The 24827-nt window shown below is 59.1% G+C and carries 25 protein-coding genes and 2 rRNA genes (1 of these 27 running past the window's edge); 15 read left to right on the top strand and 12 right to left on the bottom strand.

Going from position 1 to position 24827, the window contains the following annotated elements; translation table 11 throughout:
* The 6 genes from DSM110093_RS10950 to DSM110093_RS10925 all read left to right on the top strand — a co-directional run.
* Positions 1-1356, top strand: a 23S ribosomal RNA gene (locus DSM110093_RS10950) (it extends 1478 nt beyond the left edge of the window).
* A gap of 181 nt (positions 1357-1537) precedes the next feature.
* A 5S ribosomal RNA gene (gene rrf, locus DSM110093_RS10945) occupies positions 1538-1652 on the top strand.
* A 213-nt stretch (positions 1653-1865) separates the two neighbouring features.
* On the top strand, positions 1866-2687 hold the full coding sequence (locus DSM110093_RS10940; protein ID WP_243265091.1) for an SDR family oxidoreductase: 822 nt from the start codon (positions 1866-1868) through the stop codon (positions 2685-2687).
* A gap of 27 nt (positions 2688-2714) precedes the next feature.
* Positions 2715-3707 carry a nitronate monooxygenase family protein gene (locus DSM110093_RS10935; protein ID WP_243265090.1) on the top strand — a complete coding sequence of 331 codons (993 nt, stop codon included), beginning with the start codon at positions 2715-2717 and terminating at the stop codon, positions 3705-3707.
* A complete protein-coding gene (locus tag DSM110093_RS10930) occupies positions 3704-4738 on the top strand; it encodes a phosphotransferase family protein (protein WP_243265089.1) in 1035 nt (344 codons plus the stop codon). Before DSM110093_RS10935 ends, DSM110093_RS10930 begins: the two co-directional genes overlap by 4 nt.
* Positions 4739-4821: 83 nt before the next feature.
* A complete protein-coding gene (locus DSM110093_RS10925) occupies positions 4822-5697 on the top strand; it encodes an acyl-CoA thioesterase II (RefSeq protein ID WP_243265088.1) in 876 nt (291 codons plus the stop codon).
* Here DSM110093_RS10925 and DSM110093_RS10920 read toward each other — a convergent pair.
* Both DSM110093_RS10920 and DSM110093_RS10915 read right to left on the bottom strand, forming a co-directional pair.
* On the bottom strand, positions 5694-6485 hold the full coding sequence (locus DSM110093_RS10920) for an SDR family oxidoreductase (protein ID WP_243265087.1): 792 nt from the start codon (positions 6483-6485) through the stop codon (positions 5694-5696). The two genes, DSM110093_RS10925 and DSM110093_RS10920, sit on opposite strands and share 4 nt — an antisense overlap.
* A gap of 2 nt (positions 6486-6487) precedes the next feature.
* A complete protein-coding gene (locus tag DSM110093_RS10915; protein ID WP_243267716.1) occupies positions 6488-7741 on the bottom strand; it encodes an acyl-CoA dehydrogenase family protein in 1254 nt (417 codons plus the stop codon).
* A 195-nt stretch (positions 7742-7936) separates the two neighbouring features.
* Between DSM110093_RS10915 and DSM110093_RS10910 the strand changes: the two genes are divergently transcribed.
* The gene (locus DSM110093_RS10910; protein ID WP_243265086.1) at positions 7937-8350 is read left to right on the top strand and encodes a CoA-binding protein; all 414 of its coding nucleotides are present in this window, start codon (positions 7937-7939) and stop codon (positions 8348-8350) included.
* On the opposite strand, the gene DSM110093_RS10905 is transcribed toward DSM110093_RS10910, so the two are convergent.
* Genes DSM110093_RS10905 through hisA form a run of 3 tightly spaced genes read right to left on the bottom strand, consistent with a single transcriptional unit; the run spans position 8351 to position 10140 of the window.
* A complete protein-coding gene (locus tag DSM110093_RS10905; RefSeq protein WP_243265084.1) occupies positions 8351-8659 on the bottom strand; it encodes a phosphoribosyl-ATP diphosphatase in 309 nt (102 codons plus the stop codon).
* Complete coding sequence (hisF, locus tag DSM110093_RS10900) at positions 8656-9417, bottom strand: imidazole glycerol phosphate synthase subunit HisF (RefSeq protein WP_243265083.1); 762 nt, start codon at positions 9415-9417, stop codon at positions 8656-8658. The genes DSM110093_RS10905 and hisF overlap by 4 nt, the downstream gene beginning before the upstream one ends.
* 3 nt (positions 9418-9420) lie before the next feature.
* Positions 9421-10140 (bottom strand): 1-(5-phosphoribosyl)-5-[(5-phosphoribosylamino)methylideneamino]imidazole-4-carboxamide isomerase, encoded by a 720-nt coding sequence (gene hisA, locus DSM110093_RS10895; RefSeq protein WP_243265082.1) that lies wholly within the window; start codon positions 10138-10140, stop codon positions 9421-9423.
* Between the two features lie 129 nt (positions 10141-10269).
* Between hisA and DSM110093_RS10890 the strand changes: the two genes are divergently transcribed.
* Positions 10270-10659: a DUF2147 domain-containing protein gene (locus tag DSM110093_RS10890; RefSeq protein ID WP_243265070.1), complete on the top strand. Its 390-nt coding sequence runs from the start codon at positions 10270-10272 to the stop codon at positions 10657-10659.
* 175 nt (positions 10660-10834) lie between these two features.
* Here DSM110093_RS10890 and hisH read toward each other — a convergent pair whose 3' ends face one another.
* Both hisH and hisB read right to left on the bottom strand, forming a co-directional pair.
* Positions 10835-11473 carry an imidazole glycerol phosphate synthase subunit HisH gene (hisH, locus tag DSM110093_RS10885; RefSeq protein WP_243265069.1) on the bottom strand — a complete coding sequence of 213 codons (639 nt, stop codon included), beginning with the start codon at positions 11471-11473 and terminating at the stop codon, positions 10835-10837.
* 4 nt (positions 11474-11477) lie between these two features.
* Positions 11478-12065: an imidazoleglycerol-phosphate dehydratase HisB gene (hisB, locus tag DSM110093_RS10880; protein ID WP_243265068.1), complete on the bottom strand. Its 588-nt coding sequence runs from the start codon at positions 12063-12065 to the stop codon at positions 11478-11480.
* 161 nt (positions 12066-12226) lie between these two features.
* Here hisB and DSM110093_RS10875 point away from each other — a divergent pair, with 161 nt between their 5' ends.
* Positions 12227-12466: an Lrp/AsnC ligand binding domain-containing protein gene (locus tag DSM110093_RS10875; protein WP_093925692.1), complete on the top strand. Its 240-nt coding sequence runs from the start codon at positions 12227-12229 to the stop codon at positions 12464-12466.
* Between the two features lies 1 nt (position 12467).
* A complete protein-coding gene (locus DSM110093_RS10870) occupies positions 12468-12836 on the top strand; it encodes a hypothetical protein (protein WP_243265067.1) in 369 nt (122 codons plus the stop codon).
* A 73-nt stretch (positions 12837-12909) separates the two neighbouring features.
* Here the strand turns inward: DSM110093_RS10870 and DSM110093_RS10865 are convergent, their stop codons facing one another.
* A complete protein-coding gene (locus DSM110093_RS10865; protein ID WP_243265066.1) occupies positions 12910-13887 on the bottom strand; it encodes a response regulator in 978 nt (325 codons plus the stop codon).
* Between the two features lie 429 nt (positions 13888-14316).
* Between DSM110093_RS10865 and DSM110093_RS10860 the strand changes: the two genes are divergently transcribed.
* Complete coding sequence (locus DSM110093_RS10860) at positions 14317-15426, top strand: cupin domain-containing protein (RefSeq protein WP_243265064.1); 1110 nt, start codon at positions 14317-14319, stop codon at positions 15424-15426.
* Here the strand turns inward: DSM110093_RS10860 and DSM110093_RS10855 are convergent.
* Positions 15418-18819 (bottom strand): indolepyruvate ferredoxin oxidoreductase family protein, encoded by a 3402-nt coding sequence (locus tag DSM110093_RS10855; protein WP_243265063.1) that lies wholly within the window; start codon positions 18817-18819, stop codon positions 15418-15420. The two genes, DSM110093_RS10860 and DSM110093_RS10855, sit on opposite strands and share 9 nt — an antisense overlap.
* Positions 18820-18944: 125 nt before the next feature.
* Here DSM110093_RS10855 and DSM110093_RS10850 point away from each other — a divergent pair, with 125 nt between their 5' ends.
* On the top strand, positions 18945-19406 hold the full coding sequence (locus DSM110093_RS10850; protein ID WP_093925697.1) for an Lrp/AsnC family transcriptional regulator: 462 nt from the start codon (positions 18945-18947) through the stop codon (positions 19404-19406).
* Between the two features lie 139 nt (positions 19407-19545).
* Positions 19546-20658, top strand: a complete 1113-nt coding sequence (locus DSM110093_RS10845) for an S-(hydroxymethyl)glutathione dehydrogenase/class III alcohol dehydrogenase (protein WP_243267715.1) — start codon at positions 19546-19548, stop codon at positions 20656-20658.
* A gap of 30 nt (positions 20659-20688) precedes the next feature.
* Here the strand turns inward: DSM110093_RS10845 and DSM110093_RS10840 are convergent, their stop codons facing one another.
* Complete coding sequence (locus DSM110093_RS10840; RefSeq protein ID WP_243265062.1) at positions 20689-22146, bottom strand: cobyric acid synthase; 1458 nt, start codon at positions 22144-22146, stop codon at positions 20689-20691.
* A gap of 60 nt (positions 22147-22206) precedes the next feature.
* Between DSM110093_RS10840 and DSM110093_RS10835 the strand changes: the two genes are divergently transcribed.
* A complete protein-coding gene (locus DSM110093_RS10835) occupies positions 22207-22785 on the top strand; it encodes a cobalamin biosynthesis protein CobQ (protein ID WP_243265061.1) in 579 nt (192 codons plus the stop codon).
* 73 nt (positions 22786-22858) lie between these two features.
* Here the strand turns inward: DSM110093_RS10835 and DSM110093_RS10830 are convergent, their stop codons facing one another.
* Positions 22859-23179: a DUF6280 family protein gene (locus DSM110093_RS10830; protein ID WP_007120494.1), complete on the bottom strand. Its 321-nt coding sequence runs from the start codon at positions 23177-23179 to the stop codon at positions 22859-22861.
* A 222-nt stretch (positions 23180-23401) separates the two neighbouring features.
* Between DSM110093_RS10830 and efp the strand changes: the two genes are divergently transcribed.
* Complete coding sequence (gene efp, locus DSM110093_RS10825) at positions 23402-23965, top strand: elongation factor P (protein WP_093740442.1); 564 nt, start codon at positions 23402-23404, stop codon at positions 23963-23965.
* A gap of 68 nt (positions 23966-24033) precedes the next feature.
* Here efp and DSM110093_RS10820 read toward each other — a convergent pair whose 3' ends face one another.
* Positions 24034-24780, bottom strand: a complete 747-nt coding sequence (locus tag DSM110093_RS10820; RefSeq protein WP_243265059.1) for a folate-binding protein — start codon at positions 24778-24780, stop codon at positions 24034-24036.
* Positions 24781-24827 lie beyond the last annotated feature (47 nt).

Raw genomic sequence — 24827 nt, 5'->3', positions numbered from 1 at the left:
GGGCCAGATGGAAGTGACGGATCTCGAGGGTAGTTCATCCTTATCGGATTGAATGGGCTGCTTAGAGGTCCCTGGAAATAGCTCCATCGCTAGATCGTACCCTAAACCGACACAGGTGGACAGGTAGAGAATACCAAGGCGCTTGAGAGAACTATGTTGAAGGAACTCGGCAAAATACCTCCGTAAGTTCGCGAGAAGGAGGCCCGGTTTCTAGGCAACTAGAGGCTGGGGGCACAAACCAGGGGGTGGCGACTGTTTATTAAAAACACAGGGCTCTGCGAAGTCGTAAGACGACGTATAGGGTCTGACGCCTGCCCGGTGCCTGAAGGTTAAAAGGAGGGGTGAGAGCTCTGAATTGAAGCCCAGGTAAACGGCGGCCGTAACTATAACGGTCCTAAGGTAGCGAAATTCCTTGTCGGGTAAGTTCCGACCTGCACGAATGGCGTAACGACTTCCCCGCTGTCTCCAACATAGACTCAGCGAAATTGAATTACCGGTCAAGATGCCGGTTACCCGCGGTTAGACGGAAAGACCCCGTGCACCTTTACTACAGCTTCACACTGGCATTAGGCCGAACATGTGCAGGATAGGTGGTGGGCTTTGAAACCGAGACGCCAGTCTCGGTGGAGCCTCCCTTGAGATACCACCCTTGTTCTGCTTGATGTCTAACCGCGGACCGTTATCCGGTTCCGGGACCCTGTGTGGCGGGTAGTTTGACTGGGGCGGTCGCCTCCTAAATCGTAACGGAGGCGCGCGAAGGTTGGCTCAGAGCGGTCGGAAATCGCTCGTTGAGTGCAATGGCAGAAGCCAGCCTGACTGCGAGACTGACAAGTCGAGCAGAGTCGAAAGACGGCCATAGTGATCCGGTGGTCCCAAGTGGGAGGGCCATCGCTCAACGGATAAAAGGTACGCCGGGGATAACAGGCTGATACTGCCCAAGAGTCCATATCGACGGCAGTGTTTGGCACCTCGATGTCGGCTCATCTCATCCTGGGGCTGGAGCAGGTCCCAAGGGTACGGCTGTTCGCCGTTTAAAGAGGTACGTGAGCTGGGTTTAGAACGTCGTGAGACAGTTCGGTCCCTATCTTCCGTGGGTGTAGGATACTTGAGAGGAGTTGCCCCTAGTACGAGAGGACCGGGGTGAACGATCCACTGGTGGACCAGTTGTTATGCCAATAGCAGTGCTGGGTAGCTATGATCGGACAGGATAACCGCTGAAGGCATCTAAGCGGGAAGCCCCCCTCAAAACAAGGTATCCCTGAGAGCCGAGGTAGACCACCTCGTCGATAGGCCAGAGATGTAAGCGTAGTAATACGTTCAGTTGACTGGTACTAATTGCTCGATAGGCTTGATTTGATCCAGTAGAAGCAAGACTTCAACTTATCAATCAAAAGCATACACATACAATCAGTTGTACATGACTTGGAACAAACAACGCTCAGCACTTCAGTGGTGACAGCGCGGGAACGGGTATCCCACAGATACCCTACCTCCCGCCGTCCCTCTGAAAAGCAGAGCGCTTGAGGACTTTATTTGGTTTGGTGATCATAGCGCGAGCAAAACACCTGGTCCCATCCCGAACCCAGCCGTTAAGTGCCGTAGCGCCGATGGTACTGCGTCTTAAGACGTGGGAGAGTAGGTCATCGCCAAACCTAATAAGGTCCTCAAATCAGTATCTCTCAACGATGATCAAAATTAAACAAAACCGCCGCAGCTCATAAAGCCGCGGCGGTTTTGCTGTGTGAAACAGCATCATCCTTCTCATAGTTTTTCTCCCCGGTTGCAGCGCGCGTGCGCCCCCATCGGCTTGACCCTGCCAAACTCCCTGTCACAGTACCGACAAGCGAGGGGCGGGGAGGCCGAGTATGGACATTGAAACGCTTTTTAGGCTTGATGGGAAAACCGCGCTCATTACTGGCGGTGCGACGGGCATCGGGCGAATGGCTGCCGAAGTCTTGGTGCGGGCGGGTGCGCGGGTTCTGTTGGCCAGCCGGAACGGTGAGGCCTGCGAGGTTGTCGCCACAGAGTTAAACGCGCTTGGTGCCCGCGGCAGTGCCGAAGGGTTTGCCGGAGATGTCGGCAGCGAGGAAGGTGTCGATGCGCTGGTAGCCGAGGTTCACGCGCGGTGTCATCAATTGAATATCTTGATGAACAACGCCGGCGCAACTTGGGGTGCACCTTTGGGGCACTTCCCCTTCCGCGCCTGGGATAAGGTGATGGGCGTGAATGTCGCCGGATTGTTCGACCTGACGCAAAAACTCTTGCCGCTTTTGCGGGCCGGGGCCACGGCGGATGATCCCGCGCGGGTTGTTAATGTGGGCTCGGTCATGGGCGAACGCGAGATGGGCGATGGCGCGTATAGCTATTCGGCCTCCAAGGCGGCGGTCATTCACTTAAGCAAAATCCTCGCGAAAGAACTCGCCAGCGATGCGATTACCGTGAATGCGTTGGCACCGGGGCCATTTGTGTCGCGGATGACAGCATTTGCCACACAAGATGAAACCACCCGCGCGGCTGTTGGCAAAGACGTTCCGCTGGGTCGTGTCGGTCGAGAAGAAGATATCGGGGGCTGCATGCTGTTCCTTTGCGGACGCGGTGGCGCATATGTGACCGGGGCTGTAATTCCGGTTAGCGGGGGCATCAATGTGATGTCGGGACCGAATATTTTTGAGAGGGCACTGCCATGAATACCACAATAACCGCCGAGGCTGCCCATGCGTAACGACAGCCATTTACCCCAAGCTTTGCAGGGGCTTCGCCTGCCGCTGGTCGCCTCACCGATGTTCATCCTGTCGGGGCCAGAGTTGGTTATCGCGCAGTGTAAGGCGGGGATAGTTGGATCGTTCCCGGCGCTGAACGCGCGTGAGGCCGAAGGAGAGCCGCCACTGCTTGACGCTTGGCTGACGCAGATCACCGAAGCTTTGGACAAGCACAATCAAGAGAACCCAGACCAACCAGCAGCACCTTTTGCGGTGAACCAGATCGTACACCGCTCCAACAGCCGCTTGAACCGCGACCTTGAGATTTGCGTAAAGCATAAGGTGCCAATCTGGATTACCTCTCTTGGTGCGCGGGCGGAGGTTAACGAGGCTGCCCATTCCTGCGGCGGCATCGTGCTGCATGACATCATCAACAATCGGTTTGCCCACAAAGCGATCGAGAAAGGTGCCGACGGACTGATCGCGGTTGCCGCTGGGGCAGGGGGGCATGCCGGGCCGCAATCTCCTTTTGCGCTGATCCGTGAAATTCGTGAGTGGTTTGATGGGCCGCTGTTGTTGTCCGGTGCGCTGGCCACGGGCGAGGGGCTTTTGGCCGCGCGGGCGATGGGGGCCGATTTGGGCTATATGGGATCGGCCTTTATCGCCACGCGAGAAGCCAATGCGGTGCCCGGGTACAAGGATATGATCGTTTCGGGTGGGGCAGATGACATCGTGACTTCGTCGCTCTTTACTGGGGTGTCGGGCAACTATCTCAGACCATCGATCCAAGCGGCGGGGCTGGACCCGGATAATCTGCCGTCGGCGGATGCCTCTTCGATGAATTTCGGGGATGGGTCGTCCAAACCCAAGGCATGGAAAGAAATCTGGGGTGCTGGGCAAGGCATTGGTGCGGTCAAACAAATCGCCGGGGCTGCTGAATTGGTCGACCGGATAGAGGCCGAGTATCTCGCCGCCGGGGCACGGATGGCGGCGGAATTTGCGCGATGAGCACGGATACCCAATCTTTAGACGAAGTGGCCGTAAGCCGGTGGTTGGAAGCGAACCTTCCGGGCTTTGCCGGTCCGTTGGAGGTGACCAAGTTTCAGGCGGGGCAATCTAACCCGACCTTTCTGCTCTCTACCCCTGCGCATGACTATGTGCTGCGCCGCAAGCCCCCCGGCGTACTGCTGAAATCGGCCCATGCGGTGGATCGGGAGTTTCGCGTGCAAAAGGCGCTTGCGGGCAGCCAAGTGCCAGTCGCCAAGATGCACCTGCTTTGCGAGGATGAAAGCGTTATTGGGTCGACCTTTTATGTGATGGACCATGTACCGGGGCGGAATTTCAATGACCCGACCCTGCCGGAGTTGGAGCCCAAACAGCGGGCCGAAGTCATGGATGAAATGAACGGCGTTCTGGCCGCGCTGCATGAAGTGGACATCGACGCGATCGGTCTGTCGGATTATGGCCCGCCCGGCAATTATTTCGAGCGTCAGGTCGGCCGCTGGTCGAAACAATACCGTGCGTCTGAGACTGAAAAACAGCCTGACATGGATCAATTGATGCAGCGGTTGGCCGACAATCTGCCCGAAGATGACGGGCAGCGCACGCTGGTCCATGGTGATTACCGCATCGACAATATGATCTTCGACACCTATGGCACCGCCTGCCGCGCGGTTTTGGATTGGGAGCTTTCGACCATTGGCCACCCCTTTGCCGATCTGGCCGCGGTCATCATGCAATGGCAAATGCCTGTTGGGGCCGAGGGCCGCGGGCTGGCAGGCGTAGACCGCAAGGCGCTTGGCCTGCCGACGGATGCAGAGTTTATCGCAGCCTACTGCCGTCGGCGTGGGCTGAAGGGGATTGATAATTTCGGCTACTACCTCGCCTTTTGCTTTTTCCGGATGGCAGCGATCATTCAGGGCGTGTTGAAACGCGCGTTGGATGGGAATGCGTCAAACCCTGAATATGGTCTGAAATTAGGGCAGTATGTGCCAGTTTTTGCGCGCCATGGGCTAGACGCGCTGGATCGCGACGCCTGACCGGTGCCACAGGCTTTTGCCGCTTGAGCTTTGGCGCGAAAACCTGTTGCTAGGGGGAATACCCCGGCCCGGAAGGATGACCCATGACCAACGCTGCGCGCCAATTGCTTGATCTGCTGAATATTGAGCAGCTTGAAGTTGATCTGTTTCGCGGCACGGGTGCTGGGGGCGAGACTTCGATGCGGATTTTCGGTGGCCATGTCATCGCGCAGGCGCTGATGGCGGCCTATCGCACGGTGCCGGGCCGCACCTGCCATTCGCTCCATGCCTACTTCATGCGGCCCGGAGACCCGAAAATTCCGGTGATCTATCAGGTCGACCGCGCCCGTGATGGCGGCAGCTTCACCACACGGCGGGTGGTGGCGATCCAGCATGGCAAACAAATTCTTAACCTCTCGGCGTCCTTTCAGGTGGAGGAAGACGGTTTTGACTGGCAGCATGAGATGCCGCAGGTTTCCGCCCCCGACAACTGGCCGGACCGACCTGAGCTGCGCGAAGCTTTTGCGGAAAAGCTCCCCGAAAAATATCGTGGGGACTTTCTGCGCGAGCGGCCAATTGAGATCCGCGAGGTTGAGCCGCGCGATTTCTTGACGCCTGAAAACGTCAGCGACCGTAACTATCTTTGGTTCCGCATGGCTGCCGCTGAAGGGCAGGGGCCGGTGATGCAGCACGCGCTGCTGGCCTATGCTTCTGATATGAACCTGTTGGGCTCTTCCCTACGGCCGCATGGCCTGACGTGGTTTCAGGGCAAGGTGATGACGGCGAGTCTGGATCACGCCATGTGGTTCCACGCGCCGATCCGGTTCGATGAATGGCACCTTTATGCGTTGGATGCGCCTTTCACCGGCGGAGCGAGGGGCTTCAACCGTGGGAAGATTTACAATCAGAACGGGCAGTTGGTGGCGAGCGTTGCGCAAGAAGGTTTGCTGCGCCCGATACGTCCGAAGGGCGAAGGTTAAGGTTTAAGCGGCTCCTTGGAACCGGGCGTTCCAAACCGCCGGTTCAATTTGCGCATCCCCCCGATCCAGCGGTCATAGTCCTGCGCCTTGTCCTGTATATAGTCACGTACCTCGGGATGCGGCAGCACCAGAAACACCTCATCGCGGATCGCCTGCACGCAGGCTTCGGCCACAGGCTCGGGCTCCAGCATACCGTCAATCGCGGCGACATGGTCCTCCAGCCCGCGCATCATCTTGGTCCGGACCGCTTGAGGGCAAAGAACCGAAACCTTGATCCCATCATCGCCATAGGTCATCGCCAGCCATTCAGCGAGGCCAACGGCGGCGTGTTTCGTCACCCCGTAAGGCGCGGCCCCGACCTGATTGAGCAGACCCGCCGCCGAAGCGGTGTTGAGCAAATAGCCTCCGCCCCGCGCGCGCATCAGCGGCACCAGATGCCGGGCGGCGCGGACATGGCTCATCACATTGATCTCCCAGATGCGCTGCCAGTCCGCATCTGGGACGTCGACGCCGCCCTCAACCGAAATACCGGCGTTGGAACAAAAAAGATCAATCGGCCCAATATCACGCTCGACCTCTGCGATCAGCGTCGCGATCTCGACCTCACTGGAGACATCGACGCGGAACGCCGTGCCACCGACCTCAGCCGCCGTCGTTTCGGCCCCTGCGCCGTCGATGTCCACACAGACGATATGCGCAGGCGCCTCCCGCGCAAAGCGCAGCGCCAGAGCCCGCCCGATGCCGCTGGCGGCCCCGGTGATAACGATGACGCGCCCATGCAACTCCATTGTCAGCTCTCGCCGTCGGAGCCGCGTGTGTTCGACGCCTGAAACGCCTTCACCTCGGCCCGCGCGATCACCTGATGATGCACCTCATCCGGCCCGTCAGCAAAGCGCAGCGCCCGCTGCCATGTGTACATGCCCGACAGCGGACTCCACTGGCTCATCCCCGTGGCACCATGCACCTGCATCGACGCATCAATGATTTCGCAGGCCTTTTCCGGCACCAGCGCCTTGATCATGCTGACCCAGATGCGGGCCTCTTTGTTGCCCAACACGTCCATCGCTTTGGCGGCCTTCAACACCATTAGCCGCATGGCTTCGATGTCGATCCGCGCACGGCTGATGGTCTCCATGTTCTTGCCTAGGTCGATGATTTTCTTACCAAAGGCCTCGCGCCCCAGCCCGCGTTCGATCATCAGATCCAACGCCTTTTCCGCCGATCCGATGGAGCGCATGCAATGGTGAATCCGCCCCGGTCCAAGCCGCACTTGGCTGATCTCAAACCCGCGACCTTCGCCCCAAAGCACGTTTTCACGGGGCACGCGCACATCGGTAAAGCGGATGTGCATATGCCCATGCGGCGCGTCATCGTGGCCAAACACATGCATTGGCCCAAGAATTTCAACGCCCGGCGCATCCATCGGGACGAGGATCTGGCTCTGTTGCCGGAACGTCTCGGCCTCGGGCGAGGTTTTGACCATCACGATCATGATCTTACAGCGCGGATCGCCCGCACCGGAGATATAGAATTTCTCGCCGTTGATCACCCAATCGTCACCGTCCAGTACCGCGCTGGTCGAGATGTTGCGCGCATCTGAGGATGCCACATCCGGCTCTGTCATCGCAAAGGCCGAGCGAATCTCCCCCGCCAGCAGTGGCTTCAGCCAACGCTCTTTCTGCTCAGGCGTGCCGACGCGCTCTAGCACCTCCATATTGCCCGTGTCAGGAGCAGAGCAGTTCAGTGTCTCAGGTGCCAGCGGGCTTTTGCCCAACTCTGCCGCGATATAGGCGTAATCAAGGTTCGCCAGCCCTTCGCCTGTCTCGGCATTGGGCAGAAAGAAGTTCCACAACCCCGCCTCCCGTGCCTTCTGTTTGGCCCCGTCGAGCAATTCCAATTGGCCCGGCGCATAGGACCAACGGTCGGCGCGTCCTTCGCCGAGGCGAAAGAACTCTTCGGTGATCGGATCGACATTCTCGCGGATATGTTTGGTAACAGCGGCCAAAAGCGGCTTGGCCTTCTCCGACATTTCGAGATTGTTCATGTCTAAGGTCTGATCGATCATCCTGTGCTCCCGGTGAAGATGGTATGAGATGCCCCGCACTCCTCCGCGCGGCTGGGTTGGGGTGAGCCTATGCAATAGCCGCAGACTTGCCAATCGTGGGCAAGGCAAAGCGTTGCGGTTTACGCGGCGTCATAGCGGCATTGAAACTTAAGCTTATGCGCTTAGGTCTGGGTCATGACAGATGCATTGATCAAAGACGTTCTCACCCGCACCCGCCGCATTGCGGTGGTTGGCGTATCCCCCAACCCGGCGCGGCCCAGCCACTATGTCGCTGAATACCTTCAGAAAAAGGGCTATGACGTGGTGCCGGTCAACCCCATGCATGCGGGCAAGGAGGTCTTTGGCAAGACCATCGTCGCCACTCTGGCCGAGATTGACCCGCCGGTGCAGATGGTCGACATTTTCCGCCGCTCCGAGGATGTGCCACCCGTCGTTGATGAGGCGCTCGCCGCCTTCCCCGATCTGGAAACGATCTGGATGCAGATGGGGATTACCAATGGCGCAGCAGCGGCCAAGGCAGAAGCGCGGGGCGTGGATGTGATCCAGGATCGTTGCCCCAAGGTGGAAATTCCGCGCCTGCTTGGGTGATTACTTGCGCGCTGCCTTCTCGGCGATGCCCGAGGCCGACTGGCGGCGCGCCAATTCGTCCAGCACATCGCTCAGCGGCACATCCCGCGCCGCCAACATCACCAACAGGTGGTAGAGCACATCTGCGGCCTCAGAGGTGAGGCCAGCGCGGTCATTCTTTACCGCCTCAATGATCGCCTCGACGGCTTCTTCGCCAAATTTCTCGGCGCATTTTTCCGGCCCCTTGGCCAACAGTTGCGCAGTCCAACTGCTTGACGGATCAGCCTCTTTGCGGCTGAGGATTGTGGTGTAAAGATCATCAAGTGTCATGCGAGCCTCATCGGAATTCCGGCTTCGGCCATATGCGCTTTGGCCTGCGCCACGGTATATTCGCCGAAGTGAAAGATAGATGCCGCCAGCACCGCCGACGCGCCGCCTTCGATCACCCCGTCAACAAGGTGATCCAAATTGCCGACCCCGCCGGAGGCGATCACCGGCACCGAAACCGCGTCCGAAATCGCACGAGTCAGTGGCAGGTTGAACCCCTGTTTGGTGCCGTCGCGGTCCATCGAAGTCAGCAAGATTTCCCCTGCGCCCTTTTCCGCGACCAACTTTGCAAATTCCACCGCATCAATCCCCGTAGGCTTGCGCCCACCATGGGTGAAAATTTCCCATTTTCCGGGACTTACGGTCTTGGCGTCTATGGCGCAGACAATGCATTGGCTGCCGAAATGATCCGCTGCCTCAGCAATGACATCGGGGTTGGCCACCGCGGCAGAGTTGAAGCTGACCTTATCCGCCCCCGCAAGCAGCAAGGCGCGCACGTCTGCTACGGTCCGAACACCGCCCCCCACGGTCAGCGGAATATAACAATGCTCTGCCGTACGCGTGACCAGATCAAACATCGTGCCGCGGTTTTCATGGGTCGCGTGAATGTCGAGGAAACACAGTTCATCCGCGCCCGCAGCATCATAGGCAATCGCGGCATCCACCGGATCACCCGCATCGCGCAGGCCAACAAAATTTACACCTTTCACAACGCGCCCGTCGGCAACGTCAAGACAGGGAATGATGCGGGTCTTCAGCATCGCTTAGCCCTTCAACAGTTTCATCGCGGCAGCCAGGTCAATCGCTCCATCATACAGCGCCCGGCCCGAGATCGCCCCCTCGATCACGCCTGTATCGCGCAGGGCTGCAAGGTCTTCGAGCGACGACACTCCGCCAGAGGCAATCACCGGGATCGAAACCGCCCGTGCCAGATCGGCGGTGGCGCTCACATTCGGACCGCCCATCGCGCCATCGCGGTTAATATCAGTATAGATGATCGCCGCCACGCCAGCGTCCTCAAAGGACTTTGCAAGATCGGTGGCCATCACATCGGTCTCTGTCGCCCAGCCTTTGGTCGCAACGCGCCCATTACGCGCGTCGATTCCAACGGCTACTTGACCGGGGAAGGCGGCAGCGGCCTCGCGCACCAAATCAGGGTTCTCAACAGCTACAGTCCCTAAAATCACCCGCGCCAATCCTTTATCGAGCCAGCTCTCAATCGTTGCCATATCGCGGATGCCGCCGCCAAGCTGTGCGGGCACTTTGCAAGCTTTCAAGATCGCTTCGACCGGGGCCGCGTTGACCGGAGCACCGGCAAAGGCGCCATTAAGATCAACCAGATGAAGCCATTCACAGCCCGCGTCGACAAAGCTGAGCGCCTGCGCGGCGGGGTTGTCGTTGAACACCGTGGCGCGGTCCATGTCGCCATGCACGAGGCGCACGGCCTGACCGTCTTTAAGATCGATGGCGGGATAGAGGATCATGGCCGAGCCCTTGTTTTGAATGTTGGTTTCCTTTTGCACGTCGCCACAGATTTTGCAACGCGACCCTAGGTCAGTCTTGCCCGAAAGAGGGTGATCGATAACAGTGAAATAAGATCGGGAGGAGAGATCATGAAACAGATTATTGCAGCGGCCCTTCTGGGCCTGGGTATGGCGGGGGCAGCACAAGCGGCGGACCCGGCGGTAGGCACATGGCAGACACAGGTCGATGACGGTGCCTATGCGCATGTCAAAATGGCCCCCTGCGGTGGGGCGGTCTGCGGCACCATCACGCGGACCTTTAACAACAGCGGCGAATATAAATCACCCAATATCGGCAAAACGTTGGTAATTGATATGAAGCCCGAAGGCGGCGGTAAATACGCGGGTAAAGTCTGGCGCCCGTCGAATGGCAAGATCTACATCGGCAAGATGGACGTCTCGGGCAACTCGCTAAAGCTATCGGGCTGTGTTGCAGGCGGGCTGATCTGTTCCAAGCAGACATGGGCACGCATCAATTAACAGGCGCTCAGCAACTCTGGAGTCGGGAAGGCGGGGGGAAAATTCCGCGCCTTTTCTACTGTTAGGAGTGGCGCGAGCGCTGCGCGGAGGTATTTGTAAAAGGATGAAAATAGGAAGTCTTTCTCATCTTCATCCTTTCTTAAATACCGTCCGACGATGCGGCGGGCGTTCCCGCTTAAGGTTTCCAGCTCAAAAAGTTTGAGATCAGCCGCAAACCGGTGGTTTGGCTTTTTTCCGGGTGGAATTGCATGCCCAGCATCGTATCGCGCCCAATGATCGCGGTGACCTTGCCACCGTAGTCGACGTGGGCCAAACGTTCGGCCGGATCCGTCACCGCCATATGGTAGCTATGGACGTAATAGGTGTGATCGCCGGTTTCCAGCCCATCGAAAACTTCGTGGGGGTGGTCGATTACCAGATCGTTCCAGCCCATATGCGGAACCTTCAGCTTGGGGTCTGAAGGCACGATCTCGGTCACCTCACCACCGATCCAGCCAAGGCCGGGGGTGTCTTTGTATTCACGGCCGATGCTTGCCATCAGTTGCATACCAACACAGATGCCGAGAAAGGGGCGGCCCTTCTCTTCGACAGCTTCGACCATGGCGTCGTAGAGGCCGCCTGCGCCTTTTAGGGCTGCCATACAGGCGGGGAAAGCGCCATCGCCGGGCAGGACCAGCCGGTCGGCGCGGGCAACAACATCAGCGTCAGCCGTAACAGTGACCTCACCGGTGCCGGTCTCGCGGGCCATACGCTCAAACGCTTTATGGGCCGAGTGTAGGTTGCCGGATTCGTAGTCGATGATTGCTGTCAGCATCAGATCACAACGCGCCCTTGGTGGAGGGGATGGCATCTGCCTTTCGCGGGTCGGTTTCAACCGCTTCCCGCAGGGCGCGGGCGACGGATTTAAACGCCGCTTCGGCGATGTGGTGGCTGTTGAAACCATGCAGCGCATCGACATGCAGAGTAATACCGCCATGGGTGCTGAGCGCTTGGAAGAACTCGCGGACCAATTCGGTATCGAAAGTGCCGATGCTGCTGGTTGGGAAATCTACGTTCCAGATCAGGAACGGCCGCGCCGATAGGTCCAGCGCGCAGCGGATTTGCGCGTCATCCATCGCCAGCAGGCAAGACCCATAGCGGCGGATGCCGCGTTTGTCGCCAAGCGCTTGGGTCACCGCTTGGCCCAATGTGATGCCCACATCTTCGACCGTGTGGTGATCGTCAATGTGCAGATCGCCCTTGGCACGCACCTTGATGTCGATCAGCGAATGGCGCGACAATTGGTCAAGCATGTGGTCAAAGAACCCCACGCCGGTTTCATTGTCATAGCTGCCGGTGCCATCGAGGTTTATCTCGACGGTGATATCAGTCTCGGCAGTGGTGCGGGTTAGGGTGCTGCGACGCATGAGGCATCTCCGAAAAGGCAATTGCAGCGCCCTTATAACAGGGCGGGCCGCCACGCCAAGCCCAAGCGGTGCCTTGCCTTTGCGGCCGGTTAACACGATCGGGGATTGCGGGGGCAGGGCCCATATGTCAGCTTGAGCCAAATCCCAGAAAGAGGCGAGACATGACCACCTGCGTATTCATCCAGATCCGCTGCCGACCGGGCACGACATATCGCGTGGCCGAGGAAATCGCCCTGCGCGAAATTCATTCCGAGCTTTATTCGACCTCCGGTGAATATGACTTGTTGATGAAGCTTTATATCCCGAAAGGCGAAGATGTCGGCGTTTATATCAATGATAACCTGCTGGATATCGATGGGATTGAGCGCTCCCTCACTACGATGACCTTCAAGGTATTTTGAGGTGTCGCGTTCAATCTCACTGATCCCCGCCACGCTTTCCGCTTTGTCGTTTGTCGCAGTGTTGGCATTGCCCGCTGCTGCCACGGCCGCGCAGCGCGTCTATGAAGGGCGTGAAGCCGCAGCGCTACGCTGTGCCAATACTTTGGCGCTGACCGCCGTGGCGTTGTCGGCGGCTGAGATGATCGGTGAAGGTGAGAAAAACGTGATGCTGGGTATCACCGTCCGCATTCTTGACCGCCACGTTGAAGGGACATGGGCCCAGAAGCGCGCGGCGATGGAGGTGATGCGCGATCGCCGCAGTGTGCCCGACACGCTAGAAGATTATCGCCGCATTGCTGAGCGGTGTTTGGTGCAGTTCCCAATCAACTGAACCGACTAAGCGCGGTTTGGAATGAGAAAACCCGCCAAAACGGCGGGTTTTTCATTTGCGATATCGGCGTAAGTTAATGCGCGGCGGAAACAGAAGGTTTCTCAGATGGCGGCGTGTCTAGTTTGACCTTTTGGCGCATCGCTACACGGCGAATGGCGCGGTCGAACGTCTTTCTAACCCGCTGGGTGCGGCTGGCGTTGGGTTGGATCGGGCCACCAACCGACAACATCACTGACATGGGAGTGTTGTCGTCATGGCGCAGGTCCATTCCGTCCAACTCCCCTTGTATCAACACTTCGATTTCGGGCCATGCAGGCAGGCTGTCACCGGTTACGATGCACAGCAGCGTGCCGGACCCATTGTGGGTCATCAGAAGTTGCGGGCAATCGACCACGCGGGCAATTGCTGTGGCGGCAGAGGCGATGGCGCGGGCAAATTCACGGCTGTTGCAGGTGGCGTAAAGCTCATCGATCTGTTCGATCTTGGCTGCGAAAACCTGGCAGATATCGAGGTGTTGCCGCGAGAGTTGCGACAGGTAGTTACCCAGTGAGAAGGGCAGTACCAATTGCTCAACACCATTGATATGCACCGGATCGGCCAGCGCGAAACCATGTGCACCGGGCTCGCCGCCCTCTTGCAGATGGTGGGGGTCAAGGCGCGGGGCGCGTTGGGTGTTTTCAAGCATCCGTTCCGCGATATGTACGCGGGTGGCGATGTCTTTCACATCAAACGGCTTGGTCACATAGTCATTGGCCCCGGCGGCGAAGGCACGCTCGATCGAGGTTGCATCGGCGCGCGAGGTGACCATCAAAATCGGTGTGTCTTGATAAGCTTCCATAGAACGTACACGGCGGCATAGGGTGATGCCGTCCATTTCGGGCATCTCGATATCCAAGAGCAGACAATCAAAATGCTCTTTTGTGGAATTCAGCAGGTCCAAAGCGGCAGCGCCGGAGTCAGCCAAAGTCAAATACGGATAGTCAGCCTCGCGGAAAACGACGGGCAAGAGCTCGCGGATGAAAGGGTCATCGTCAACGGCAAGGATTCTCATTTTTGGCACCTCTTTCGTGGGGCAGACGGGCAGTCCGGGTGTCTTCACATTCTCTTTACATTTAGTCCCATAAACCCGGCGAAATTGTGACGCTGGTGCACCAATAGCTTGTGCCGTGCACCGAATTACAAACCATATTTTGTCATGCTGCGAAACCATTGAATTCCCACCAAGAGATCGGTTCAAAGCCCCACTTTCCCGTAATGCGCGAGCCAATTTGGCGTTCTTTGTGCAAAATACCGGGCAAAAATCTGCGGTCTGAGGTGCAGAAACGGGGCGATAAAGTGCCGTTTTCGTGGTCTCGACCCGGTTGGAAAGTTCGAGTCGCGAAAGGCCGCAATATTTCTTGGGAACTTTAACGCGGGTGGCTAATCGCTATGAGTTGACGCTTGCGGCGCGACGCGCTCAACTGCTGGCAGAACTGTAGGAATGGAAGATGTGACGCATATGCCTGACGATATATCAGCTGAATTTCTATTGTCTACGCAGGAGCTTAGGGACGATCTGCCCTTCTTTACGAAGGTGCTGGGGATGCGGCTTGAAAGCATCTTTCCCGCAGATGATCCGTCGGTGGCCAGCTTCTCAGGCCATGGGGTTCGGGTGAGGATTGAGCGAGGCGCAACCGTCGCGCCGGGCCATTTGCGTATTCTGACCGACGATCCCGAAAGCTTTGCCCAAGGCCAGCGCAGGTTGACCGCGCCCAATGGCACAACGGTTGAGATTGTGCCACGCTCCCCGCAGGTTGAGCAGCCGGAAACTCGGCATGAATTCGCCGTCAGGCGGCTCGCGGATGAGGCACCTTGGGTGATTGGCCGGGCGGGGATGCACTACCGCGATTTGATTCCGTCGCGTTTGGGTGGGTCGATCATCGCCAGCCATATTCGCATCCCCGACGGTGGCCCGGTGGCGGATATGGTTCATTATCATACGGTTGGGTTCCAGTTGATCTTTTGTTACCGCGGCTGGGTTGATGTGCTCTACGAAGATCAGGGTGATGTGATCCGCCTGTATGCGGGGGACTGCGTGACGCAACCGCCCGGCATCCGGCACCGGGTGGTCGAAGCCTCACCTTCGATTGAGGTGATCGAGATCGGCGTGCCAGCTGAGCATGTGACGACCATCGACCATGAGATGACCCTGCCGAACGGTAAGGGTGATCCGGCCCGCGAGTGGGACGGACAGACTTTTGTGCATCACATGAAGGACCAAGCCGAGTGGCAGCCTTTTCGCATCCCTGGCTTCGTCTCACGCGATACGGGCATTACCGCCGGGACGAAAGGCGTCGCAGGCATTCAAGTCGCGCGGTTTGACAAAGGCGCGCCGCCTCCCAGTAAACATGACGCCGACATTCATTTCACCTTTGTTATGGAAGGCAGCATGGTGCTGAACGCCGAAGGACAGGAGAGCCACAAGCTGCGCGCGGGTGACGCCTTTGTCATTCCGCCGGGTATGGTGGCGCAGTATTCGGAATGCTCGCCCGACCTCGAATTGCTCGAAGCCGGGCTGCGTGGTGATTTTGCGACGACGCTCTTAGGCTAGGCGGGCTGCAACCTCGGCCTGCACCTTCTCAGCGGCGGCCTCTTTCACCGGGCCGTAGCCGCGGATTTCCATCGGCGCGCTGAGCACCTCAAGCGCCGCGTCATGGGGTAGGGCGGGGGCCTTTGCCATGACGTCTTCGAACCAGCCGATCAGCGCCACTTCGAGCTTGCGGTCAGCGCCATAGGCGAAGGGGTCAGCCCATGTGCCGCGCAGTGGCTTCATTGCCGCCAGGAGGTCAAAGGTGCGGCCCATCCAAGGGCCGAACTTACGCTTGTTGGGGCGGCCACGGCCATCCTTACCAGTGGGCCATGCGGGCGGGGCGAGGTGGTAATGCACTTTGTAATCGCCCTCAAAACTGTCCGCGATCCGCTCTTCAAAGCCGCTTTGACGGTGCAAACGGGCGACCTCGTATTCGTCTTTATAGGCCATGAGTTTGAATAGCGATTTAGCCGCTGCGCGCATCAACTCGTCAGAGCCTTCGGGCAGTTTGGATGCCAGTGCATCGAGCTGTGCTTTGTAGCGCTGGGCATAGGTGGCGTTTTGGTAGCCGGTCAAGAATTCCATCCGACGGGCGATCAGGGTCTCTACCGTTTCATCGGGCTTGGAGGCTGGGGCAAAATGCGCCTCAATCGCCTGAGGGTTGCCCGCCATGACGCGGCCAAAACCAAAGGCCGCGCGGTTTTTGTCAGGCACGACGCCGTTCAACTCAATGGCTTGCTCAAGAGCGGTGAGTGAGACGGGCACCAGTCCTTTTTGCCACGCAAACCCCAGCATCATCACATTGGCAAAGACCGCATCGCCCATCAACACCTCGGCCATGCGGTTGGCGTCAAAGGCGCTAAGGTTGTCGGTGCCCACGGCCTGCGCGATGACCGCTTCGCGATCATCGATGCGTAAATCGGCATCGCGGTTGAGCACCAGATCACCGGTGGGCATTTCGGCACGGTTCAACACAATTCGCGTGCCCCGGCGATAGTGGGCCGAGGCTTTGGGGGCCGAGCTTACGACCATATCGCAGCCGATCACCGCATCTGCGCCAGCTTGGTCGATGCGCACCTGATGCACGTCTTCGGGCCGCTGAGCGAGGCGGACATAGCCCAGAACCGTGCCGAACTTTTGCGCAAAGCCGGTGAAATCCAGCACGCTGGAACCCAGCCCCTCGAGATGTGCGGCCATGGTGATGAGCGCGCCCACGGTGACAACGCCAGTGCCGCCAACACCGGTCACCAGCAGATTAAAGGGCTGGTCGAGTTTCGGCAGCGCGGGCATCGGCAATTGCGCGGCCAGCCCGGCCACGTCCAGCCCCGCACCTGATCGTTTGCGTCGACTGCCACCTTCAACCGTCACGAAGGACGGGCAGAAACCGTTCAGGCAGGAGTAATCTTTGTTGCAAGTTGACTGGTTGATCTGCCGTTTCGTGCCGAACTCGGTCTTTTTTGGTTCGACGCTCAAGCAGTTGGATTCCAACGAGCAATCACCGCACCCTTCACAGACCAGATCGTTGATCATCACGAATTTCTTTGGATCGTCCATCTGTCCGCGCTTGCGTTTGCGGCGTTTTTCGGTGGCGCAGGTTTGTTCGTAAATGAGGACAGTGACGCCCGGAATTTCGCGCAACTCGCGCTGCACGTGGTCCAGATCGCGGCGGTGGTCAAAGCTGGTCTCGGCAGGGAAATCTGATTTGGACAACAACTCGGGTCGGTCAGACACCAGCGCGATGCGCGCGACGCCTTCCGCCCGGCAGGCCTGTGCGATGGATGCGACCGAAACCGGTCCATCAACCGGTTGCCCGCCCGTCATCGCCACAGCGTCGTTATAGAGGATTTTATAGGTGATATTGGTCTTGGCCGCGACCGCTTGGCGGATCGCCAGAGAGCCAGAATGGTACCACGTTCCTTCGCCCAAGTTCTGGAACACATGTTTGCCCCCGTTGAACATCGAGGTCGCGATCCACGGCACCCCTTCGCCGCCCATCTGCGCAAAGCCCGCCGTGTCGCGGTCCATCCAAGACGCCATCACGTGGCAGCCGATGCCGGAGTTGGCTTTCGACCCTTCGGGCAGCTTGGTCGAGGAGTTATGCGGACAGCCTGAGCAGAAGTAAGGTGTGCGGGTGGCTCCCGGCACGTTGAGCAAGACGGGCGGCTGATCGGTCAGTGCGCGGGCCTTTTCCACGAGGTTCTCGTCTGGGAAGAAGGAATTGAGCCTAGCGGCGATAATCGGCACCAGTTTTAGCGGCGACAGCTCGCCCGTCCAAGGCACCAGTTCTCTGAGATTTTCATCATGCTTGCCGACCATTCGCGCGGGTTTTGAGCCGGGCCAATCGTAAAATGCCTCTTTGAACTGGCTTTCGATAATCCCGCGTTTCTCTTCGATCACAAGCACTTCGCGCTTGCCCTTCACAAAGTCGAGCGCATCATCCAGCGCCAGCGGCCAGACCATGCCGATTTTATAGATGTCGATGCCAAGTGCGCGGCATTTGACCTCATCCAGCCCTAAAAGCCGCAGCGCTTCCATCGTGTCGAGGTGACCTTTGCCGGTGGTGACGATGCCGAAATTGGCATCCGGCGTGTCATAGATGTGCCGATCAATCGGGTTGGCGCGGAGGAAGGCTTGAACGGCCTCGAGTTTGTGGTGGATGCGCGTTTCAATCTCGGCTGAGGGGAGGTCACCTAAACGCACATGCAGTCCGCCCGCGGGGGCAGTGTAGTCGGGCTGGTTAAACACCCTGTCCGGGGTCAGATCGACCGAAGCGCCGCTTTCAACGGTTTCCGAGATCGCTTTGAACCCGACCCAAGTGCCCGAAAATCGCGACAGCGCGATGCCGTATTCGCCAAAGGCCTGATATTCGGCCACTGACGCCGGGTTTAGTGTTGGCATGAACCACGACATGAAGGCCACGTCGGACTGATGCGGCATCGAGGACGACACACAGCCATGATCATCGCCCGCGACCACCAGCACGCCGCCTTTGGGTGCCGAGCCATAGGCGTTGCCATGTTTCAGCGCATCGCCAGAGCGGTCTACACCCGGGCCTTTGCCGTACCACATGGAAAAGACGCCCTCGACCTGCGCATGGGGGTCAAGATGCGCTTGCTGCGCGCCAAGCACGGCGGTGGCGCCCAAATCTTCGTTGACGGCGGGAAGGAACTTCACCCCCGCTTCGGCCACACGGTTCTTAATGCGCCAATATTCAAGGTCGAGCCCGCCTAATGGTGAGCCGCGATATCCCGAGACGAACCCCGCTGTTTTGAGCCCTGCATCGCGATCGCGGCGGGCTTGATCCAGCATGATCCGCACCAAAGCCTGCGTCCCGGTCAGAAAGACACGGCCTTCGGTCAGATCATAGCGGTCGTCGAGTTTATAAGTGGTAAATTCGCGCGGTTGTTCAGTCACTGGGTGCTCCTCAGACAGACAGTATAGCGCGATAGATGCGGATTTTCGTACCATACTTTCTGGTAATCCGGCGTCTCCGCGAATAAATTCACCGAGATAGCATTTATCTGTGAAAGATTTATTCGATGAGCCAGATGGACAACACAGATCGTCAGCTTGTGACCTTGCTCCAGCAGGATTCGCGTATGCCGAATGCGCAACTGGCTGAAAAGCTGAATATTTCCGCCTCTGCTTGCTGGCGGCGCGTCAGGGCGTTGGAGCAGGCGGGCGTCATCAAACGCTATGCCGCCATCGTTGACCCCAAGGCGATGGGGCTGGGGTTTGAAGCGATGGTGCATGTGCATCTGACCCGGCATGATGCCTCGGCATTGGCCAGTTTTATCAGCGCGATCCAAAGCCGTAAGGAGGTGACGGAGTGTTTCGCCACCACCGGTCAGGCGGACTATCATCTGCGCGTTCTCTGCCGCGATATTGAGGCCTATAACGCCTTTCTCGAAAGCTTTTTGTTTCTGCACCCGGCGGTGAATTCTGCCACGACAAACGTTATCTTGCGGCAAATCAAAGCTCATGCGCCGATCACGGGTTAAGGCGCCATTCGATCAGCATATCGCGCATAGCCACTCATCGCGCGGCGCATCGTGAGCTGCGCCGCTTTCTGAAATGGACTTTTGATACGGCCATGCTCCATATAGACTCAGGTGATTAACCTCGAAGGAGAGACCCATGATGAGAACCCGTGCCGCCGTCGCTGTCGAAGCTGGCAAACCGCTTGAAATCATGGAGGTGAACCTCGAAGGACCGAAACGTGGCGAGGTCTTGGTCGAGGTCAAGGCGACCGGCCTTTGCCATACCGATGAATTCACCCGCTCGGGCGACGATCCCGAAGGCATCTTCCCCGCGATCCTTGGCCATGAAGGCGCGGGCGTGGTGTTGGAAGTGGGCGAAGGCGTGACCACGCTGGAGCCGGGCGACCACGTCATCCCGCTCTACACGCCAGAATGCCGGGAGTGTGAGTATTGCCTCAGCGGCAAAACCAACCTCTGTCAAAAAATTCGCGTGACCCAAGGCCAAGGCTTGCTGCCCGATGGCACAACGCGGTTTTCGATGCTCGATGGCACGCCGATCCACCACTATATGGGCTGCTCGACCTTCGCCAATCACACCGTGGTGCCGGAAATCGCGCTGGCCAAGGTCCGCAAAGACGCGCCGTTTGATAAGATTTGCTACATTGGCTGTGGTGTCACGACAGGCATCGGCGCGGTAATCAACACCGCTAAGGTCGAACTGGGCGCCCGCTGCGTGGTCTTTGGGCTAGGCGGTATCGGGTTGAACGTGATCCAAGGCCTGCGGATGGCGGGCGCGGATCAGATCGTCGGTGTTGATCTTAACGACGACAAAGAAGAGGTCGGGCGCTATTTCGGGATGACCGATTTCGTGAACCCCAAGAACGTCGAGGGCGATCTGGTGGCGCATCTGGTCGAGGTGACCAAAGGCGGCGCGGATTATTCCTTTGACGCGACCGGCAACACTAAGGTCATGCGCGACGCGTTGGAATGTGCCCACAAGGGCTGGGGCGAAAGCATCATCATCGGCGTGGCACCTGCGGGGGCCGAGATCTCGACGCGGCCTTTCCAACTGGTGACCGGGCGTGTTTGGCGCGGCACCGCCTTTGGCGGGGCCAAGGGGCGGACGGATGTGCCCAAGATCGTTGATTGGTACATGAACGGCAAGATCGAGATCGACCCTATGATTACCCATAAGCTGACGCTCGATCAGATCAACGAAGGTTTTGAATTGATGCACAAAGGTGAATCAATCCGCGCGGTCGTCGAGTTTTAAGCCTCGGGCTGGAGGGCCGCGCTCTCCAGCCTAGACCTCTGCCGCGAGGGAGAGGAACAGGTCGACATCCATATATGTCTCGACATGATCGGCCAGCGCGTCGAGCGCATCATCCACGCCGCTCTCAAAGTCCAGCGATGAGGTCACGCCAAAACCGCCGAGGTAGGCGCGGCGAAAGGCGTCTGAGCTGAAAATCCCATGCATATAGCAGCCCTGCACCCGGCCCGAGGGGGAGGCCGCGCCCTCGGGCGTGGCGTCGAAACTGAGCCACGCGCGGGCGCAATCGGGGCCGGTGGTCTCGCCGATGTGAATTTCATAACCCGTAAGCGCGGTGCCGCTGGCGGGGTGCTGGCCGCTTTTCTCGGACAGATGTTTCAGCGGGGCCATCGTGGTTTCAACGTCCAGATGCCCCAGCCCCGCGACCTGCGCCGCCGGGCCTTCGATGCCCTGCGGATCGGTGATCGTCTTGCCCAGCATCTGATAGCCACCACAAAGCCCCAGCACATGACCGCCCCGTCGGATATGCGCGGCAAGGTCGATGTCCCAGCCCTCGGCGCGGAAGGCTTCGAGGTCGGAGATTGTCGATTTGCTGCCGACCATCAGCACCAGATCGGCCTCGGCGGGCAGGGGGCTGCCGGGCATGATCATTCGCAGGTCGACCCCCGGCTCGGCGGCCAATGGGTCGAGGTCATCGAAATTGGCGATCCGCGGCAGGCGTGGCACGGCGATGACGCAGCCCGATCCGCCCGAGCGGGCGCGGGCGGGCAGATCCATCACATCTTCGGCGGGCAGGCGGTGGGCGGCGTCGCACCAAGGGATCACGCCAAGGCTCGGCCAGCCGGTGCGCGCGGCGATGTCGTCGCGACCTGCATCAAAGAGGCTGCGGTCGCCGCGGAATTTATTGACGGCAAAGCCGCGGATCAGCGCGTTGTCTTCGGCATCTAGCACCGCCTGCGTCCCGACGATCTGCGCGATCACCCCGCCACGGTCGATGTCGCCCATCAGCACCACGGTCACCCCGGCGGCGCGGGCGAAACCCATATTGGCGATATCGCCCGCCCGCAGGTTGGTCTCTGCCGGGGAACCCGCGCCTTCGATCACGATTAGGTCGCAGCTTTCGGCCAAGCGGTGAAAGGACTGTAGCACGGCGGGCATCAGGCTGGCTTTGTTGCGTCCAAACTCCCGCGCCTCTTGCTGGCCCGCGATCTTGCCCTGCACCACGACTTGCGCGCCGGTCGCACTTTGAGGTTTCAGCAGCACCGGGTTCATGTCCGTATGCGGGGCCACGCCAGCGGCACGGGCCTGCAAGGCCTGGGCGCGGCCAATCTCGCCTCCGTCCTCGGTGACGGCGGCGTTGTTGGACATGTTCTGCGGTTTGAAGGGGCGCACGCGCAGCCCGCGCCGTGTGCAGGCGCGGATTAATCCGGCAACGATCATCGACTTGCCGACATTACTGCCGGTGCCCTGTATCATGATGGCTTTGGTCATGTCATTCTGCCCCTGTTTCGCGCAAACTGGCGCAAAATGATCCAAGGGGAAAGAGCCGCGATGAACACGCCTGCACATTTGCTTTTGGGCGCTGCCGTGATGGGGCGCGAGGGGGGCAAGCCGTTGATCTGGGCGGCGCTTGTCGGGGCGCTGCTGCCGGACTTGTCGCTCTACCTGATGGCGGGTTTTGCGCTCTATGTCCAAGGGCTGCCGGGGCATATGGTCTTTGGGGAGCTTTACTACTCGGACCTCTGGCAGACGGTCTTTTCGATAGATAATTCATTCATCGTCTGGGGGGCACTGTTGGCGCTGGCGGTCTGGCAGCAGGCGGGCTGGGCCGTGGCGCTGACGGGGGCGGCGCTGCTGCATCTACTATTCGACCTGCCGCTGCACCACGATGACGGGCGGGCGCATTTCTGGCCGCTGACGGGGTGGATATTCGAAAGCCCGGTCAGTTATTGGGATGTGCGTCACGGCGCGGCCTGGGTCGCACCGATTGAGGCGCTGGTCAGCACCCTTGCCGCCATTACGCTGTGGTGGCGCAGGCCCGGTTGGGTGCTCTCTTGCCTGACGTTGGCGCTGCTGCTGGCCGAGGGGCTGGCCCTGCGCAACTGGATCTTCTTTTTCGGAGCAGACTGACAGACTCCCCAACAGCAGACACAAAAAAACGCAGCCCGAAGGCTGCGTCAATTGCTCCGCTTGGCGGATATTCTCAGGCGGCTTCGGCCTGAAGCGCGGCATTGCGACGCTCGGACTCTTCGCGCGACAGGGCGACGGAAGTCCGCACGCCTTTGCCCACAAATTCCATCAGACCTTCGACGACCCGCTCGTTGGGGTCGATCCCGGCGCAGCTCAGCACTTCGCGGCCATCGCGCGAACGGGCCCAGCGGGCGATCTGTTCTGGGCCGTTGCCATATTTCTTGTCGTCGGCAATTGCGTCATCCAAAGCAGCAAGCACCACAGCAGCAAAGAGCTTGCGTGCGCGGTTGCCTTGCTCGTTGTTGAAAGCGGTGCCATCAACGAAATCTTTCATCTCGTCGTCCTTTCGATTATTCTTGCTCTTGTCATTCGGGCGTGACGCTCCTTATGACGGATATCCTTTGATTCGGATACCTCTATTTAGCATACCACCCATGCAGCTTGCGCATATCTAGTTGTCACAGCGACGCCCGGATATCGCCCGCTTGCAGGGGACCATCCCTCCCGATATAGAGCCAGACATCTTATCATCAACCTTATGTCGTGGTTTTGTCACATGCCCAAGATTAACGGAAACGAGATCCGCCCCGGAAACGTCCTTGAACATAACGGTGGCCTTTGGGCGGCTGTTAAGGTCGATCACGTGAAGCCCGGCAAGGGCGGTGCCTTTGCCCAAGTCGAGATGCGCAACCTGCGCAACGGCTCCAAATTGAACGAACGCTTCCGCTCTGCCGATAAGGTCGAGCGCGTGCGGCTGGAGCAAAAAGACCAGCAATTTCTGTATGAAGACGACGGTATGCTGGTGGTAATGGACACCGAAACCTATGAGCAGGTGCAGCTGGATGCCGAGCTTTTGGGTGACACGCGCCCCTTCCTGCAAGACGGCATGATGATCGTGGTCGAGTACCATGAAGCCGAAGCGCTGAACGCCCGTCTGCCGCAAAAAGTGGTCTGCAATATTGCCGAGACAGAGCCGGTCGTCAAAGGCCAGACAGCGGCGAATTCCTTCAAGCCGGCCATTCTGGAAAACGGTGTAAAGATTTCTGTTCCGCCCTTCGTGGGGCAGGACGAAGCGATCGTGGTGAACACCGAAACCATGGAATATGTAGAACGCGCTTGACGCAACGTCATCCAACGTGAGCTAGATCAGCCCCGGTTTTGCCGGGGCTTTTTCTTGTTGTGGGGCGCTCAGGCGACAGGGCCGGGCCAAGTGACCTGCGCGTCATCGGCCTGCATCGGCCCTTTGGCGCGGTCAAAGCGCAGATGCGCCAGCGCTTGACCGCCCGCTTGGGTGAAAAGCGTGCCCGCCGGTTTGCCCTCTGCCGTGATCGCCGTGCCCGGTGCGGCGCTGCCACTGACCTCAACCCGTGTCAGCCCCTTGCGCAATTCGGTCTTGTGTTTCATCCGCGCCGTGACCTCTTGGCCAACATAGCAGCCCTTGCGGAAGTCGAGCCCGTTGATCCGATCAAGCCCGGCTTCGAGGATAAACGTATCAGGCGTCAGTTCCACACCAGTTTCGGGGATCAGGTGCGCCACGCGCAGGGCGTTCCAATCGGTCGTGTCCTCGGTCTGCGGCGTGTCGCGATAGGCGCGCCAGCCCATTTCCGAGTGACGCGGGTCGGCCACGGCATCTTCGGGTGCGGGGCCGGAGCCACGATGGAGGTGCAGCTCGGTCGGCTCAATCGTCACCTTGGCGCGCAGCTTATACATCGACAGCCGTTGGGTGAGCATGTCGCCAAGGCTTTCGTCCACATCAAGCAGAACGCTATCGCCATCAGCAATAAGAAAGAAATCGGCCATATATTTGCCCTGCGGCGTCAGCAGGGCGGCATAGACCGGGCCTTGGTCGAGTTTGCCAACGTCATTGGTCACGATGCCTTGCAGGAAATCGCGGGTGTCGGGGCCGGAGAGGCGCAGAATGCGGCGCGTGGTCATGCGGTTGTCCTTTGATTGCTGGCCATGACATATAACCTGACAAACCC

This window comes from Sulfitobacter sp. DSM 110093 (assembly GCF_022788715.1).
Taxonomy (GTDB): Bacteria; Pseudomonadota; Alphaproteobacteria; order Rhodobacterales; family Rhodobacteraceae; genus Sulfitobacter.
This window is presented reverse-complemented; position numbering and strand designations above follow the sequence as displayed.